The sequence below is a fragment of the Brooklawnia propionicigenes genome, assembly GCF_030297015.1.
Taxonomy (GTDB): domain Bacteria; phylum Actinomycetota; class Actinomycetes; order Propionibacteriales; family Propionibacteriaceae; genus Brooklawnia; species Brooklawnia propionicigenes.
Window position 1 is genome coordinate 2,165,835 of sequence record NZ_AP028056.1, and the last position, 16,577, is coordinate 2,182,411.

15 protein-coding genes are annotated in these 16,577 nt (G+C 64.8%); 7 read left to right on the forward strand and 8 right to left on the reverse strand.

What is annotated here, in order from left to right; genetic code table 11:
• Positions 1-83: 83 nt before the first annotated feature.
• Positions 84-1,475, reverse strand: coding sequence for an IS1380 family transposase (locus tag QUE25_RS09855; protein ID WP_286264511.1), 1,392 nt, complete (start codon positions 1,473-1,475; stop codon positions 84-86).
• Between the two features lie 317 nt (positions 1,476-1,792).
• On the opposite strand from QUE25_RS09855, the gene QUE25_RS09860 reads away from it, so the two are divergent.
• Positions 1,793-2,374, forward strand: coding sequence for a carbohydrate ABC transporter permease (locus tag QUE25_RS09860; protein ID WP_286264514.1), 582 nt, complete (start codon positions 1,793-1,795; stop codon positions 2,372-2,374).
• An 8-nt stretch (positions 2,375-2,382) separates the two neighbouring features.
• A complete protein-coding gene (locus QUE25_RS09865) occupies positions 2,383-3,753 on the forward strand; it encodes an ABC transporter substrate-binding protein (RefSeq protein WP_286264516.1) in 1,371 nt (456 codons plus the stop codon).
• A gap of 249 nt (positions 3,754-4,002) precedes the next feature.
• Here QUE25_RS09865 and QUE25_RS09870 read toward each other — a convergent pair whose 3' ends face one another.
• Positions 4,003-4,926 (reverse strand): lipase family protein, encoded by a 924-nt coding sequence (locus QUE25_RS09870; RefSeq protein ID WP_286264518.1) that lies wholly within the window; start codon positions 4,924-4,926, stop codon positions 4,003-4,005.
• Positions 4,927-5,311: 385 nt separating this feature from the next.
• Between QUE25_RS09870 and QUE25_RS09875 the strand changes: the two genes are divergently transcribed.
• From QUE25_RS09875 to QUE25_RS09885, 3 genes are read left to right on the forward strand one after another with little or no spacing between them, the layout of a single operon-like run.
• Positions 5,312-6,226, forward strand: coding sequence for an ATP-binding cassette domain-containing protein (locus QUE25_RS09875; protein WP_286264520.1), 915 nt, complete (start codon positions 5,312-5,314; stop codon positions 6,224-6,226).
• Positions 6,219-7,019 carry an ABC transporter permease gene (locus tag QUE25_RS09880; protein ID WP_286264521.1) on the forward strand — a complete coding sequence of 267 codons (801 nt, stop codon included), beginning with the start codon at positions 6,219-6,221 and terminating at the stop codon, positions 7,017-7,019. Before QUE25_RS09875 ends, QUE25_RS09880 begins: the two co-directional genes overlap by 8 nt.
• Before the next feature lie 29 nt (positions 7,020-7,048).
• Positions 7,049-8,011 (forward strand): NAD-dependent epimerase/dehydratase family protein, encoded by a 963-nt coding sequence (locus tag QUE25_RS09885; protein WP_286264523.1) that lies wholly within the window; start codon positions 7,049-7,051, stop codon positions 8,009-8,011.
• 265 nt (positions 8,012-8,276) lie between these two features.
• Here QUE25_RS09885 and QUE25_RS09890 read toward each other — a convergent pair whose 3' ends face one another.
• Positions 8,277-8,963: a HEAT repeat domain-containing protein gene (locus tag QUE25_RS09890; RefSeq protein WP_286264525.1), complete on the reverse strand. Its 687-nt coding sequence runs from the start codon at positions 8,961-8,963 to the stop codon at positions 8,277-8,279.
• A 489-nt stretch (positions 8,964-9,452) separates the two neighbouring features.
• A complete protein-coding gene (gad, locus tag QUE25_RS09895) occupies positions 9,453-10,859 on the reverse strand; it encodes a glutamate decarboxylase (protein ID WP_286264527.1) in 1,407 nt (468 codons plus the stop codon).
• A gap of 241 nt (positions 10,860-11,100) precedes the next feature.
• Between gad and QUE25_RS09900 the strand changes: the two genes are divergently transcribed.
• Together QUE25_RS09900 and pip are read left to right on the forward strand one after the other, a co-directional pair.
• The gene (locus tag QUE25_RS09900; RefSeq protein ID WP_286264528.1) at positions 11,101-12,312 is read left to right on the forward strand and encodes an alpha/beta hydrolase family protein; all 1,212 of its coding nucleotides are present in this window, start codon (positions 11,101-11,103) and stop codon (positions 12,310-12,312) included.
• 91 nt (positions 12,313-12,403) lie between these two features.
• A complete protein-coding gene (gene pip, locus QUE25_RS09905; RefSeq protein WP_286264530.1) occupies positions 12,404-13,411 on the forward strand; it encodes a prolyl aminopeptidase in 1,008 nt (335 codons plus the stop codon).
• 40 nt (positions 13,412-13,451) lie between these two features.
• Here the strand turns inward: pip and QUE25_RS09910 are convergent, their stop codons facing one another.
• The 4 genes from QUE25_RS09910 to QUE25_RS09925 all read right to left on the reverse strand — a co-directional run bounded on the left by QUE25_RS09910 (position 13,452) and on the right by QUE25_RS09925 (position 16,500).
• Entirely contained in the window at positions 13,452-14,027 is a 576-nt protein-coding gene (locus tag QUE25_RS09910) for an LURP-one-related/scramblase family protein (RefSeq protein WP_286264533.1), read from the reverse strand.
• A 106-nt stretch (positions 14,028-14,133) separates the two neighbouring features.
• Positions 14,134-14,811 (reverse strand): ABC transporter permease subunit, encoded by a 678-nt coding sequence (locus QUE25_RS09915; protein ID WP_286264535.1) that lies wholly within the window; start codon positions 14,809-14,811, stop codon positions 14,134-14,136.
• Positions 14,812-14,865: 54 nt separating this feature from the next.
• Positions 14,866-15,468, reverse strand: a complete 603-nt coding sequence (locus QUE25_RS09920) for a substrate-binding domain-containing protein (RefSeq protein WP_286268540.1) — start codon at positions 15,466-15,468, stop codon at positions 14,866-14,868.
• A 6-nt stretch (positions 15,469-15,474) separates the two neighbouring features.
• On the reverse strand, positions 15,475-16,500 hold the full coding sequence (locus QUE25_RS09925; protein ID WP_286264553.1) for a LacI family DNA-binding transcriptional regulator: 1,026 nt from the start codon (positions 16,498-16,500) through the stop codon (positions 15,475-15,477).
• Between the last annotated feature and the right edge of the window lie 77 nt (positions 16,501-16,577).

The window sequence follows — 16,577 nt, forward strand, 5'->3', positions numbered from 1 at the left end:
GACAAGACCCCGCGTGACGTCTGCGGTGCGGGTTTCCAGGCCGGGAGCTGCCAGATTCAGAGGGACATGTGGAGGACGGAGGGTCAGGTGGCGGGTGCCGGGAGGTTTCGGAGTCGGCTGATGCTGTCGATGATCAGCTCGGCCCAGCGGGATCGGTCGCTGAAGTGGACGACGGTGCGGCGGGCTCTTCTGGCGAGGGTCGCGGGGATGGTGTAGAGCCGGTAGCGGAGCCGTTTCGGTTCCCAGCGGCGGGCTTCATGACCGGCCAGGGCCAGCATCGCGCTCCAGGCCTGCAACTCGGAGGCCAGGGCGACGATCTGGCACCAGATCCGATTCTGGTCGAACCCGTGCAACGGGAGGTTGGCCAGGCCTGTGTCTTTCGCGATCCGGATCCGGTCTTCGCAGCGGGCGCGTCGACGATGCCTGAGCTCCAGCTGCTGGAGGGTGCCGAGGGTGGTGTTGGTGGCGAAGGCGGTGAGTCGGTAGCCGTCGACGTCGTCGAACCGCAGCTGAGCGCCGGGGTGGGGCCGTTCGCGGCGGACGATCACCCGCATCCCGGCAGGCCAACCGTCGAGATCCAGCAGTCCGGTGAAGTCAGCAAGATCGGCCCCCTCGCGAGCCTCGCCATCGCTGTTGAGGGCCGGCACCCAAACCCACTCAGGGACCAGGTGGTAGAGGTCGGGGGTGTCCATGGGGAGGGTGAACCCGACCGAGTACGCCACCCTGCGCCCGGTCAGCCACTTGGTGAACTCCTTCGTGCCGCCGGCCCCGTCCGCGCGGATCAGCACGCGGCGTCCGGGCCGCGGGTTCCGGTCGGGGAGCTGCGCGAGAGCTTGTTTGGTGACGGTGATGTGATCGGCGGCGGTGTTCGAACCGGCGTTCCCGGGGCGTAGGTGGACCTCCAGGGCTTCGCCGGTGCCCTCAGGTCCGTGGTCGGCGAACGCCAGCAACGGGTGGAACCCGAAGCCTCGCTTGAACGTCGCAGCCGCCTGCTGCTTCTCCGAGTGGGCGGTGATCAGCGACGCGTCGAGATCGATCACCACCGGATCCTCGGCAGTCGACTCGTGGTCGGGGGCATGCTCACCGGCCAGGGCCCAGACCCTGGCGCGGGCCTGCTGCCTGGCTCCGGCGATCGCCTTGATGGCCTTGTCCGCGTCCTCGGCCAGGGCCGCGATGAGCCGCGACACGGTCGGGTCCGACGCCACCGGGCCGTAGACGCCTGGTTCAGCGCGCAGGGTGGCGAGGTCGCTCAACGCTTCACCGCCGAGCACCAGCGACATCGCCAGATCGCAGATGATCTTGCCTGGGTCGTGGACCGCCAACGGTTTCCGCCACCGGGACAGCGCCTCCGACAGGGCCCGGTCCAGGCCGGCCGCGCGGATGGTTTCGGTCAGCAGGATCCCGCCAGCCTGCCCGACCGCGGTCACCTTCGCGGTATCGACATGAACCCTGGGATACGAGCCGGTACTCTTCACCTCGAAGGTGCTCCTTCTTGTTGGTCGATGTTTCTCTAGACAAGTCACATCATCCCAAGTCAGGGGCACTTTCGCCATCCCAGGCCACTACAGTCCACCCACCGTCATGAAAGCACGAGGCTGACATCAAATGGGCACTTTTCTCCGAGCCGGGTGCCCTGTGGCCATCGGAGCTCACCCTGGACGGCTACCGGCGAGTCTTCGGACTCACGACACCGGAGGAGTCCATCGCGCAGGGCGGTGCGGGAGCATCGATCAACTTCTGGCTCTACCTGCGCAACTCGGTCATCGTCGCCACTGCCATCACTGTCGGGCAGGTGTTCTTCTCAGCGATGGCCGCGTACGCCTTCTCACGATTGACCTGGCGCTGGCGTGATGTGACCTTCACGGTCTTCTTGTCTGCGTTGATGGTGCCCGGAATCTTCACCGCGATTCCGAACTTCGTGCTGATGAAGGATCTTGGGCTGCTGAACTCCTTTCCCGGACTGATTCTGCCCACCTTCTTCATGACGCCGTTCGCGATCTTCTTCCTCCGGCAGTTCTTCCTCGGGATTCCGAAAGAGATCGACGAGGCGGCACGGATCGACGGGGCAGGACCCTTCCGAGTGTTCTTCAAGGTTATCGTTCCGATGTCTTCGGCACCCATCACCACGCTGTCGGTGCTGACCTTCATCACGGCATGGAACGAGTACTTCTGGCCGCTGCTGGTCGGCCAGGCGGACAACGTGCGAGTACTTACCGTCGCACTGGGCATCTTCCGTTCGCAGACCCCGCAGGGCTCACCCGACTGGTCGGCCATGATGGCCGCAACACTGGTCGCGGCCTTGCCGATCATGGTGCTGTTCACCGTCCTCGGCAAGAAGATCGTGAATTCCATCGGCTTTACCGGAATCAAGTGAGGTCCGTGATGAAATCAAGAACGATTCGTGGAGGTATTGTCGCGCTGTCCGTTGCTTTGGCGACGGTTGGCCTCAGCGCCTGTGGCGGTGGCACTGACTCTGACGGTACGACATTGCGGTACTGGATGTGGGACTCGGCGCAGCTGCCAGGGTACCGACAGTGCGCGTCCGATTTTGAGGCTCAGAATCCTGACATTCACATTCAGTTCGAGCAATATGGGTGGGATGACTATTGGATGCAGTTGACAGCATCGATGGTCGCTGAAAACGCACCGGATGTTTTCGTCAATCACACGTCGCGGTTTGGCAGCTACGTCTCGTTGGGTCAGTTGTTGGACATGACGCCTTACGTCGAAGCCGACAAGTACGACCTGACTCAGTTCGAGGACGGGCTCGCAGGCCAATGGACCTCGGAAAGCGGCGATGCTCGCTACGGGCTGCCAAAGGATTGGGATACGGTTGCGTTGTTCTACAACACGCAGATGCTCGCCGAGGCGGGTTTCACAGTCGATGATGTGTGGAATCTTGAGTGGAATCCCGCCGATGGCGGGACCTATGAGAAGTTCCTGGCGCATATGACTGTCGACAAGAACGGCGTGCGCGGTGACGAACCGGGCTTCGACAAGAGCCAGATCGCGGTCTACGGGCTTGGCTATAACGAGGCGGGCTCGGGTTACGGACAGGTCCAATGGGCGCCTTACGCTTTGTCAAACGGCGAATGGCGCTGGACTGACAAAAACCCGTGGGGGCGCGTGTTCAACTACAACGATCCTGCCTTCCAGGAGTCCATCATCTGGTGGCGATCGCTGATCGAGAAGGGCTACATGCCGAGCTTGGCGATCGCCTCATCCGGTGTGGGTTCGCTGGAATCGTTGAAATCCGGAGCCTATGCTTCGCTGGTTGAGGGCTCCTGGAATCTCGCAGGTGTCGCGACGACGACCGAGATCGGGCTGTTCAACGTGTTCCCGACCCCGATCGGTCCCGATGGTGTACGGGCGTCGGTGCAGAATGGCCTGGCTGATTCGATTTGGGGCGGCACCGAACACCCGGACGAGGCTTGGGCGTGGGTTTCGTATATGGGTACCTCAGCCTGCCAAGATGTCATCGCATCGAAGGCGGTCGTGTTCCCGGCGATCTCCAGTTCGAGCACGATAGCGGCTCAGGCATTCGAGGATCTGGGATATGACGCTGATGCCTTCACCGTGCACATCAGCGACGGCACTGGGGTTACCTCGCCGGTGGTGGATAGATGGGCACAAGTCGAGGCAATCATGAACCCGGCGATGTCGTCAGTGATGTCTTTTGTCACCGAGCCGTCGTCGCTGACAGAGGCAAACAATCAGGTCAACACGGTGATGAGCAGGGATAGGGACGATTGAGCGGACCCTGAAGCCGATGAGTCACAGCTAGGTCGTGTTTCGAAAGCGGGTGTGTAGGTCGTAAGCAGGTGAAGACTCCCGGGGTAGATGGATTTGGTGTCGGATCACTCTCCTACTGCCCCGGGAGTCCTCGTGTCTGGGGCTACCGCGGGTCGAAGATGCCTACGAGGTGACGCTCCGATTGCTTCTACAGTCCCGAATCGCCGTGGTGGATTGGCCCCAGCATCCGGGTGCAGACTGTTCCGATGCTTATAGGTTGAGTGAAGCCAGCCAGCTGTTGAGTGCCGGCAGCGCGAGGTATGCGATTGTGCCGTGATCGGCATGCTCGACCGGGTGGTAATGGACTGCTACTCCCAGCTGCTTCTCATGGTCGATGAACTTCTCGGTGTCGGCAGGCAGGACCAGCTGGTCATCAAGACCTTGTGCTACGAACAGCGGTGCCGAGAACGCGGATGCACCCGCGGAGTTTTCTCGCAGCAAGGTGGCCCAGGGCTCCACCTCCGCCGGATCGTGCGAGAAGAACGATCCGACCACCGGATCAGCGATGCGGTGGAGCTCGGACATCTGGCTCAGCAGGCATAGCTCGTTCATCTGGGGCAGGATCTGTGTGGCTTGCGGGGTCAGCACCGTGTCGAGTTGTGCGCCGCGGTCGGCGTATACCTGGGAGTACGCCTGGAAGGCGTACGAACCGATGGTCGTCCCGGAGATGTCGTTGAGGTGGCTGTCCAACAGCGCGGTCAGATCGGCGGCCGGGGCTGCTGCGGCAACAGCTTCGATGCCCAGTTCGGGAGCATATTCGGCCGCGCGCTCGGCAGCGAAGAGGACCGCCTGCCCGCCTTGCCAGTGCCCCCACGCGAGCACGGTGCGTCCGCCATCGGGCGCATGGCCGCGCGGAGTTACCACGATGCCCGTCGCGACGACCGGTGTCTGGTGCACGTCCGTCGTCCGGTACATGATGCGCCACGCCTGGGCGTCGAACGGGTGCTGCCGCAACTGCTCACTGCGTACGATCGAGCCCGGCGGGCCGTCGAGGGCATCGTCCGGCTGTTCGTAGAAGCCGATGACCTCGCGATCGTCGGCTGCAGTAATGCCTTGCCCACAACCCATCAGTGCCAGACTTCCGAGCACCGCGGTCGCGACGAGTTGTCGAATAACACGATCTCGGATCGGCATCAGCGAAGTCCTCTTTGACTGGTGCTCCGGGTGCTTGTGGGTTACCAAGGCCAGCACTTCGAGTGTATCCATCGAGGCCTTCATGTCCGTGTTCGTCACTGTCCGAGCGGCCTCGCGCCGATCCAATTGCTTGAGAGCCGGTGCGCCCGGGCCTACTCCAACCGCAGTACACCAGCGACTCCGCCGAGACGATTCTCGAGGCGGTGTTGGTGGGCAGGATTGACGGCGTTGGATGGAAACAACCCGAGAGGACCATCATGAGCACCGCACCTCCACTGACTGACCAGCGGCTCGTCGCACCCCAGGCCAGGGCCGTCGCGGCCGGTGCAGACGCAGCCTTCATACTCCGAGCCAGGGAGAACCACAATGGCAGGCGGCGAGGCTGATGTACGCGATTGAAACGGAGAAGCTCTCCAAGTCCTTCCGCGGCATCAGCGCCGTTGACGACCTCGATCTGCACGTGCCGGAAGGCTCGATCTACGGATTCATCGGCGAGAACGGGTCCGGCAAGTCCACCACACAGAAGCTGATCTGCGGCCTGCTGGTGCCGAACGCCGGCGACATCCGCTTGTGCGGCAAACACTACACCGACTCTGAGATTCGTTCTCGCATGGGTGTGCTGATCGAGAGCCCTGGCTGTTTCCCCAACAGCACGGTGTGGCAGAACCTGATGATGCAGGCTCTCAACCTCGGCATCGAGAACCCGAAGGACGAAGTCGTGCGCGTCTTGAAGGTCGTCAGCATGACCGGCGCGAGCGCACGCAAGTTCAAGGAGTGCTCCCTCGGGATGAAACAGCGGCTCGGGGTGGCGCAGGCGCTGCTCGGCCGTCCGCGGCTGCTGGTACTTGATGAGCCGATCAACGGTCTTGATGCCGATGGCATGCGGATCGTTCGTGAAACGCTCGTGAACCTCAACAGCCAGGAGGGCGTCACGATCTTCATCAGTTCGCACATCCTGGGTGAGTTGTCGAAGATCGCCACCCACTACGGGATCTTGAAGGACGGCAAGCTCATTCGTGAGATGCCCGAGAGTGCGATGTCCGATGAGTGCCGTGACTTCGTGTTCGTCAAGACCAACGACAATCCGCGGGCGCGGCTCGTCCTGTCGACGAAATACCGAGAGATCGAGGACAAGGACGACGGTCTGAGGATCTACGACGAAACAGAAAGCGCGAACGTCGCAGGATTCCTATTCGAGAACGGTATCGCCGTCGGGGAGATCTCGTTCAATCGGGTCGGACTCGAGGAGTACTACGTCCGCGTCATGTCGCGGCAAGGGGAGGAAGCCAGCCATGTCTAGTTCGTCCGTGACCATCGCCTCACCAGGAGCCAGCCGGACCGCGGTCGGGCCTCGGGTCGCCTCCCTGCTGCGGCTCGACTTCTACCGGCTGTTTCACACGCCGGCGTTCTACATCATGCTCCTCATCTCCGCGCTGATCCCGGCGCTGCTCGTCGCGACATCGGGTTCGGACGCATCCGGCGTCGCGGGCACGAATCAGGCCGTTGTCTACACGAATGCTTGGCAGCTCATCGAATCGGCAGGTGGTTCGACAGCGGGCGCGAATCCGCTGGATTTCGGCGGCTATGCGAACATCAACATGGTGTTCATTTTCGCCGGGCTGCTGATGGCGATCTTCATCTCGCACGACTACATGTCGGGCTTCGTCAAGAGCATCTTCACCGTCCATTCCCGAAAGGTGGACTATGTCATCTCGAAGACCACGATCGGGATCTTCGGTGGCGTGGGGATGATCCTCACGTATCTCCTGGGGACAATCGTTGCAGGAATCCTCGCCGGAACGTCCTTCGAGGCTGACGTGGCCGGATTGATCTTCTGCATCCTCGCGAAGATGTTCCTGATGGGGGCCTTCTGCTCGCTGTTCTTAGCCGTCAGCGTCTTCTTCAGGGAGAAGCTGTGGCTCACGATCGTCTTCACCTTCCTCATCGGGATGCTTCTGTACCCGGCAGCTAGCGTGGCGACACTCGGCTCCACCGTAATGACGGCGTTCGGCTGCCTCATCGCAGGGACTGTCGCCGCAGTCGCAATCGGGTGCGCGTCGACACTGATCCTCACCAGACGCGACCTCACCTAGCCGACACGGCTGTCTGAGACAATCGAGACATGACTGCAACCGCCGATCTCCACGTGATCGTGGGCGCGGGGCCAGTGGGTGTCGCCCTGGCCACGCGCCTGGCCGGTGAGGGACACCACGTGCGTGTGCTCACCCGTTCGGGTCGCGACTTGAAGGTGCCCGAGGTGGAGTCGATCGCGGTGGACGCATCCGACATCGCCGCGCTCACCAGCCGTGTGACCGGGGCATCGGTGCTGTACAACTGCGCGAATCCCGGCTCGTACACGCAGTGGGAGAAGCTGTGGCCGCCGCTGGCGGCATCGATCTTGAGCGCGGCCGAACGCAGCGGTGCCGTGTTGGCGACGGCGAGCAATCTCTACGGATACGGTCGGGTCGATGCGCCGATGACTCGGCGGACGCCGTTGCGGCCCTGCGATCACAAGGGTGCGCTGCGGGCGCGCATGTGGCAACAGGCCCTGGCAGCGCACGAGTCGGGGCGGGTGCGTGTTACTGAGCTGCGTTCGTCCGACTACATCGGCCCGACGCTGCCGGTCAGCAGCGGCCTGTTGGCCCGCTACGCCGACGCGACGCTTCAGGGCAGGACCGCGACGGTGTTCGCCGATCCCGACCAGCCTCACACCTGGACGGCGATCGATGATGTTGCGGCGACGCTTGCGGTGCTCGGGCGCGACGAGCGGGCCTGGGGCTCGGCGTGGATCGCGCCGTCGAACCCACCTGCGACGGTCCGCGAGGTACTGCGAGGGTTGGCCGAGCAGATCGGGGCCGTTGAACCCCGCGTGCGGCAGGTGCCTGGCTGGCTGCTCCGAACCGGCGCCATCACCATCCCGTTGCTGCGCGAAGTGAGCGGAGTCTTGTACCAGTTCGATGCGCCGTTCATCGCCGACGGATCGGAGACCAGCGACGTGTTCGGGATAGCCCCGAGCCCGTGGCACCCGCTGCTCGCCGAGACCGCCCGCGCCTGGGCCGAACGCGCCGGTAAGCCCACACGATGAAGGCGGAAATGATTGGAATCGTGCGCCCGGAATCGCCGTAGCAGTGGCACGACGGGCATCACCAACGGGGCAGTGGCGTTCGCGGTCCAGCAACTGGCTCGCGAGCTCGTACCGATCCGCGTCAACGCCATCTCGCCGGGCATCATCGATTCCGGCAGCTGGGACAGCATGGGCGAGAGCAAGAAGAAGTTCCTCGCGGATTCCGCACGAGGAAACTGGTGGTCTCCGGCGGGAAGCTGGTGGCTGTCTCCTCGGTCTCCGGGGCTCACAGCAACCGTGACAGCCGCTTCTTGCGCCGGTTCTGGTTCACGATCCAGGCGACATCAGGATCGGAGGTGTCGAGGGCGCCGAAGACGGCAAGACCCGGCGCCGGATCGGCGGCGATCGCCACGCTCCAGCAGTAGGCAAGCGCTTGGCGCAGCGTCCGCGCGTCGTCCTGCTTGCGGCGCTGTGTCTCAAACGCGATTAGGTGATCCGTTGCCCGTCGGCAGACCTCGATCGCAACTGCCGCCGCCTCGGGCGTGCGCAGCAGTCGCGGCTCACAGATCGCGGCAGCAGCGGCACGTTGGACCAGCGGGTCCGGGTCGTCCGCCCAGCGCAGCACGATCGGCGGCACAACCGCAGGGTTGACATCGCCCAGCAGCTGCAACCCGATCGCGACGCCTTCACGCACCCGCCAGCGTTCGTCCGTGGCCAGGGCGCGTGCTCGTGCTTCGACCGCGGGCTCGGAGCTGCGGCGACCCAGGGCGGCGGCCGCGCACATCGTCTGGTATTCGCCGCCGTCACGCAGCAGTTCGTCGATCACCGACTCGTCAGCGGCAATCGCCGCTGCGGCAGCCAGCGGAAGGTTCGCCCGCGGGCCGGGCAGGCCCGAGTGCTGGCCCAGATATCCCGGCCAGGCCGCCGGCTCCAAGCTTTCCAGTTCCGTGCTCCAAGCTGCAGGATCAACCATGGCCCGACGGTACGTCATGCGAGTCCGGTCACGTGCAGGCACGGTCGAGTTGTCGCGGCGGTGGGGTTCGCCTCAACCGCGCAGATGTGCCGTCAACGGTCCCTGCAACACCCGGATGGTTGGCCCCGCACCAGCGCCGAGAGTGTGACGAACGTCGCTTGAGTCATTCGCCGACGATTGCGAGATGGACGGTGGCGCGCGCGGTGCGCGAGTTCGTCCGCCAACCCCTGAACGCTCGCCGTAAGTGAGTTCGCTCGCATTGCAACGGAAGCGAACTGCTCTACGGCGAGCGTTTGGTACCGACGGCGAGCGGACTGTACGGACGGCGAGCGAACTGTACCGACGGCGAGCGGACTGTACGAACGGCGAGCGAACTGCCGAGCCGGGGGGTGCACGCCGACCGATCAGGGCCGCGCACTCATCGGGCGACGATGACGACACCGGCAGACCGGCAGACACCTCCACGCGGCCCCGCTTTCGGAACAGGACTTAGTGGTGGAAGCCCGGATGCTGCCGGGTGGCAGGGATCGGGCCGTCCAGGGCATCGAGGTAGGCGACCGCGGCCTTGAGATCGGCGAGGAACGCGTCCGCCAGATCACGGCTGAACCCATTGCGGACGACGATTCGCTGCACCGTGAGGTTGCTCAGGTCGTCGGGCATCGGATAGGCGGGCACCAGCCAGCCGCTCATCCGGAGCCGGTCGGACAGGTCGTACAGCGTCCAGTTGGTGGTGTGCCCGGCGCGCAACCGCCAGGCGAAGACGGGAATGTCGGAGCCGTCGTTCCACAGCTCGAGGGCCGGCATCGCCGCGATCTCGCCGGACAGATAGATGGCCACATCGCGCGCCGCCTCCTGCACCCGTCGATAGCCCTCATGGCCCAGCCGAAGGAACAGGTAGTACTGCAGCAGCACCTGGGCGCCCGGACGCGAAAAGTTCAGCGCAAAGGTCGGCATGTCGCCGCCGAGGTAGCTGACGTGGAAGATCAGGTCCTCGGGCAACGCAGCGCGGTCGCGCCAGACCACCCAGCCGATGCCCGGATAGACCAGCCCGTACTTGTGCCCGGAGGTGTTGATCGACACGACCCTGTCCAACGCGAAATCCCAGGTCAGCTTTGGTTGGACGAACGGCGCGATCATGGCGCCGGACGCGCCGTCCACATGGATCTTGATGTCGAGCCCGGTGTCGGCCTGGATCTTGTCGAGAGCAGCCGCAATTTGGGCGACCGGCTCGTACATGCCGGTATAGGTGACACCCATGATCGCCACCACACCGATGGTGTTCTGGTCGACGTACGACTCCAGGTCGTGACCATCGAGCACTTTGTGGTCTTCGCTGATCGGTACGAAGCGAGGCTCGACGTCCCAGTAGTTGCAGAACTTCTCCCAGCACACCTGAACCGCGCTGGACATCACCAGGTTCGGCTTGTCGGTCGGTTCGCCCGCGGCCCGGCGGGCGTTCTGCCAACGGCGTTTCAGCGCCAGCCCACCGAGCATGCAGGCCTCCGAGGAGCCGATGGTCGAGGTGCCGATGGTGTGATCGGGGTCGGGCGCATGCCACAGATGAGCGAGCATCGTCCAGCAGCGGGTCTCGATGGCCGCGGTCTGCGGGTATTCGTCCTTGTCGATGATGTTCTTGTCGGCGGTCTCGAGGTAGAGCCGCTGGGCCTGATCGTCCATCCAGGTGCCGACGAAGGTCGCCAGGTTCTGCCGCGCGTTGCCGTCGAGCATCGCCTCGTCGTGGACGATCTGGTATGCGGTCTCGGGCAGACTCTCCGCCTCGGGCAGCCGGAACTTCGGCAGCGACGTGGCCTCTCCCGCGCGGACGAAGACCGGATTCAGTTCGACGGCCTCCGATTCACCGGCAGTGCGCTTCACATGTTGATTGGTTGTGACCATCCTCGGCTCCTCGCTTGCGTGGTTCGGTCCGGGCCCGCCTTTCCAGTGTGCTGGTCGGCGTCGGTGCGCCGGAGCGAATCGGTCAAGATTGGCGGCCCCCAGATCGAGGACCCCCGGATCGAGGAGCCCCAGATCGAGGCCGCACCGCCCGACCGCGATCGCCGCTCGACGGCCGTCGGGTGGTATCGCGCTGCGATATGCTCCCGGGCAACTACCCGTGGCCAGACAGGCAGGCACAAAGATGAGCCAGCACTCGATTACCCGGTTCTCCGCCAATTCGGATTACGACTACGAAATCCGCACCACCCTGGGCTTCAGCGTCGAGGGGGCAGCCGAGCCCGGCGAGATCCTCGCCGCGGTCTCCGGAGTCGGCAAGTGGGATCACGAGGCTTGGTACGCGGCCTGGTACCGGCTCGCCGAGCGAACGCTGGCCACCGCCCAGAAGGCCGCCACAGCCGGGCATGCGGTCAGTGCGTCCGCTGCATATCTGCGGGCGTCCGCGTACTACGCCGTGGCAGTCAACGCGCAAAGTGCGCTCGCCGACTCCGGTCAGCTGGCATCGACGTTCGCCAAACAGCAGCAGGCGTGGAGCGGGTTCGTCGCGCACACCCCGGCCGAGGTCACGGAGGTCGCCATCCCCTACGAGCAGTCCACGCTGCCCGGCTGGTTCTTCCGGGCGGACGACTCCTCGGCCAAGCGCGCGACGGTGGTCGGGGTGAACGGCAGTGATGGTTCGCGGTCCAGCATGTGGGTCGCCTGTGTGGCTCCGGCGCTGCGGCGCGGCTACAACGTGCTGATCTTCGATGGGCCGGGCCAGCAGTCCGAATTGTTCGAGCGCAATGTGCCGTTCCGGCCGGACTGGGAGCATGTCATCTCCCCGGTCTACGACTTCATCGTCGGTCTCGACGGGGTGGACGCCGAGCGGGTTGCGCTGTACGGGATCAGTCAGGGCAGCTACTGGGTTGCCCGTGCGCTGGCCTTCGAGCATCGTTTCGCGGCGGCGATCACCGATCCCGGCATCGTCGACGTCTCCACGTCGTGGATGCATCAGCTTCCCAAGGGCCTGTTGAAGACCCTGGATGATGGCCAGGGCGCCAAGTTCGACAAGGAGATGGCCTTCGGGATGAAGTTCTCCCCGGACACGGCCCGGACCTGGAAGTTCCGTGCCCGGCCCTATGGGACGACCGGCTACGCGGAGACAATCGAGGCCGTCCGGAAGTACACGGTGGCCGATCTGGCCTCGTCGATCACGACGCCGCTGCTGATCCTGTCTCCCGAGCGCGAGCAATTCTGGCCCGGTCAGCCCGAGCAGCTCGCCGAGCTGACCAGCGCTGTGTCGACGCTGGTCGAGTTCACCGCGGCCGAGGGCGCCGATGGGCACTGCCAGCCGCTCGCCCGGACGCTGACCGCTCAGCGGATGTTCGACTGGCTCGACGATCGGTTGGCGGATTGAGGCGACGCTCACCGCAGCCGCACAGATACTGCGGGCCGCGGCGCGAGCAGCGCCGGCCACACACCAGATCCGTCGATCCTAGGATCGTGTCATGACTGTTGCGACGCAGGAACTCCGGATCGTGCCCGAACGCGAGCTGTACCCGCCGATCGATCCCTACGACACCACGACGATCGATGTCGGAGATGGCCAGCGCATCTATGTCGAGCAGTGCGGCAACCCGTCCGGTAAGCCGGCGATCTTCCTGCACGGCGGCCCGGGCGGTGGCGGTGGCACCGAGCGGCGTCGGTTCTTCGATCCCGAGCGCTACCGCATCGTGGTGCTCGACCAACGCGGCTGCGGGGCCTCGACGCCGCATGTCGCGCAGGCGCGCACGCCCGAGGAGATGGCGTCCAACACCACCTGGAATCTGGTCGCCGATCTGGAGAAGGTCCGCGCAGTGCTGGGGATCGAGAAGTGGCAGGTGTTCGGCGGCTCGTGGGGCTCGTGTCTGGCGCTGGCCTACGCTCAGACCCACCCGGAGACGGTCAGCGAGCTGGTATTGCGGGGCATCTTCACGCTGCGCCAGTCCGAACTCGACTGGTACTACAACGGTGGTGCCGCAGCGGTCTTCCCCGAGCTGTGGCAGCGCTACTGCGAGCCGTTGCGGGCGGCCGGCCACGACGGTTCCCGCGACAACATCTCGGCCTATTTCGATCTGCTGTGGGATCCGGATCCGGCGATCCATGGGCCGGCGGCGGTCGCCTGGTCGACCTGGGAGGCCGCGACCACGTCACTGGTCCTCGATGATACGCACGTCTCGGAGTTCGCCGACCCGCACAACGCCCTGGCGTTCGCCAGGATCGAGAACCACTACTTCGTCAACCACGGCTTCATGGCCGAGGGTCAGCTGATTCGTAATGCCGGCCGGCTTGCCGCAATTCCCACCACCATCGTCCAGGGACGCTACGACATGTGCTGCCCGGCGACGTCGGCCTACGACCTGAAACAGGCTCTGCCGAGCGCGGACCTGCGAATGGTGCTGGCCGGTCACTCCGCGTTCGAACCGCTGATCGCCTCCGAGTTGGTGAAGGTCTGCGACGAGTACGCGGATCTGTAACCACCAGCTCGAACACGACCTGGCCGGAGCGGGGCCTCGGTCAGCTGCCTTTCTCGGCCTTCGCGCGGATCAGGTCGAGTGCGACCAGGCTGCCGATGATGGTCAGGCGTACCTGGCGCGGGGCCTGCGGGTCGATGCCCACCACGTAGCGGGAGTGCCCGAGGAAACTGGCGCCGAGGCCCGCCCACTGCCTCGAGGCGCGGGCGGCGACGGTGGTGGGCGTGCGGATCTCGAAGTCGAAGTCGAAGACGTTGCCTTCCAGGCGCAGCGGTGGCCCGTTCAGCACCTGGATGTCGACCACGGTCTTGAACAGGCTCAGCTGCTTGGTCAAGGTGGCCAGGGGTTCGCTGCTCGGCAGCGTGAGCTTGAAGGTGTCGCGTCCGAAATCGATCGGATCGCTGATGTGTACCAGCGGGGTGCCGTCGAGTTCGGTGACGTCGAGCTCGCGGCTGCCCAGGAAGAAACGGTCGGAGGCCGCCCCGGTGGTGTTGATCAGGCCGATCGGTGCGCCGGTGAGGTCGAAGATCTGGAAGTCGTTGGCCATGAAGGCCGTCACCTGTTGCATGACCAGCGTGTCGTAGTCGAGAAGTGAGCGGTAGCGGGGATCAGCAGCCATGCCCCATTGTTACCCGACCGGGTTCAGCATCCGAAGCAGCGAGCCGGGACATAGAAGGGGGGCGCCGTCGCCATTGGCGGCGCCCCCGAGCGTGCAGCGTCGCCGATCACTGACCGCCGGTGCGCCGCTTGTTGTAGACATCGAACGCGACGGCCACCAGCAGCACCAGGCCCTTGACGATCTGCTGGGTCGAGGTGGACGCACCCATCAGCTGCATACCGTTGGACAGCACGGCCATGATCAGACCACCGATGAGAGCACCGGAGATCTTGCCGATGCCGCCGGTGGTCGACGCACCACCGATGAAGCAGGCGGCGATGGCGTCCAGTTCGAACATGTTGCCGGCCCCCGGCTGCGCACCGTTCATGCGGGCGGAGTAGACGACGCCGGCGACCGCGGCCAGGAAGCCCATGTTGACGTAGACCCAGAACGACACCATCTTGACGTTGATACCGGACAGGGCGGCGGCGGTCTTGTTGCCGCCGATGGCGTAGACGTCGCGTCCGAAGGTGGTGCGGTCAGCCAGCACACCGTAGATCAGGACGAGGACAGCCAGCAGGATCAGCACGATCGGCAGACCGCGAGAGTGCGCCAACTGGTTACCGAACCACATCACGATGGCCGCGATCAGCACGATCTTCAGCACGAACAGCCACATGGCCTCGACGGTCTGGTTGTAGTGGATGCGCGCCTGGCGGGTGCGCCACTGGGAGTAGGCGAATCCGATGATGCCGATCGCGAAGATCACCAGCGTGAACAGATCGAAGCCGTCACCGCCCAGCAAGCCGTTGAGGAAGCCGTTCGCAACGTTGTAGTAGGGCTTCGGGAAAGCGCGAGGTTAGCTGGCGACGCCGGCCCTGACCTCGTCCTCGGTGTAGTAACCCGAGTCGATGATCTTCTCTTGGATGTTGTCTGCGAAGATGGTCTCCACCTCAAGCAGGTACGAGGGAACGACCTTCACACCGTTGTCGTAGGTGGTGGTGTCGTTGGCCACTGGCGTTCCACCGGCAGCGATCGTCGACACGACGGTGACAGCCTGGGCGGCCAGGGTACGGGTGTCCTTGAAGATCGTGGAGTGCTGGATGCCATCGGCGATGAGCTTGACCGAGGCGATCTCGGCGTCCTGACCGGTCACGACCGGCAGGCCGTCAGCCAGCGTCGGGCCATAGCCGGCGCCCTGCAGAGCGGTGATGATGCCGCGGGAGATCCCGTCGAACGGCGACAGCACGCCGGCGAGGGGCTCGGAGCCGCCACCATAGGTGGACGTGATGAGGTCCTCCATGCGCTTCTGCGCGGCTTCCTGCGACCAGCGCAGCGTGGCGACGGTGTCGAACGCGGTCTGCCCGGACTTCACAACCAACGTGCCGTCATCGATGAAGGGCTTGAGGGTGTCCATGGCGCCATTGAAGAAGAAACCCGCGTTGTTGTCGTCGGGGGCGATTCGATATCAGTTGCGGGGTGCCGCGGTCGACTCGCGGACGATGAGACGCGCCGGGAGAGAGATCGGCTTGACCGAAGGCTCGCCTTCGATCGCCTTGACCAGGGTGGATACGACCAGGCGACCCAGTTGGGGGAAGTCCTGGCGCACGGTGGTGAGGCGGGGAATGTAGAACTTGGCGGTCGGGATGTCGTCGAAACCCACGATCGAGACGTCCTCGGGAACCGACAGTCCCGCCTCGTGGAAGGCGCGGATCAGGCCGAGCGCAAGTTCGTCGTTGCCGGCGAAGACCGCCGTGGGGGCTCCCTCACGCGCGAGCCGCAGCCCGACCTCGTAGCCGACTTCCGAATTCCAGCCGCGGCCCAGCAGTTCGCGAGTGGGCAGACCCGCCTCGGCCATTACGGCACGCCACTCGGATTCGCGGGCTCTGGCCTCCGACCAGTCGGGCGGGCCGGGCACATGCGCGATGTCGGTGTGCCCCAGCTCGAGCAGGTGATGGACGGCTTGCCGGGCTCCACTCTCCTGGTTAACGCTCACCGAGAGCACGCCGGCGGCTTGGGCAGCCGTGGGGGAGCGCACCGCAACGACGGGGACGGGGATGTCGACCAGATCGATCTCCTCGGCCATCTCGACCAGGGGAGCCACGATGACCACGGCCTCGACGGCCTGCCCCAGGAAATGGTCGACCGCGCTGCGCAGGGATTCGGGTGTGGTCACCTCGAGCGGTGCGACACCAGTGAAATAGCCGGCCTCGCGGGCGGCCAGTTCGATGGCCAGCAGGATCGACGTGGGTCCGTGATGGACCGAGGTCGTGGTGATGATGCCGATGATGCCCGATCTGCGCGTGACCAGGGCGCGGGCCACCGAGTTGCGGCGATATCCAAGGTCTTTGATCGCCTTGTGGACGCGGTCACGTGTCTTGGAGGACACCTTGTCGCTCCCGTTGAGGACGCGGGAGACGGTCTGATGGGACACGCCGGCTGCTGCCGCGACGTCCATCATCGAGGGTGGTCGATCGGTCCAGCCTGTGCTCATGAGGACGGTCTTTCTGTCGGAGTGCTGCGTGGAGGTCCGACTCGGCGGCCTCCCGAGGTGCCTGATTCCCGGCAGGA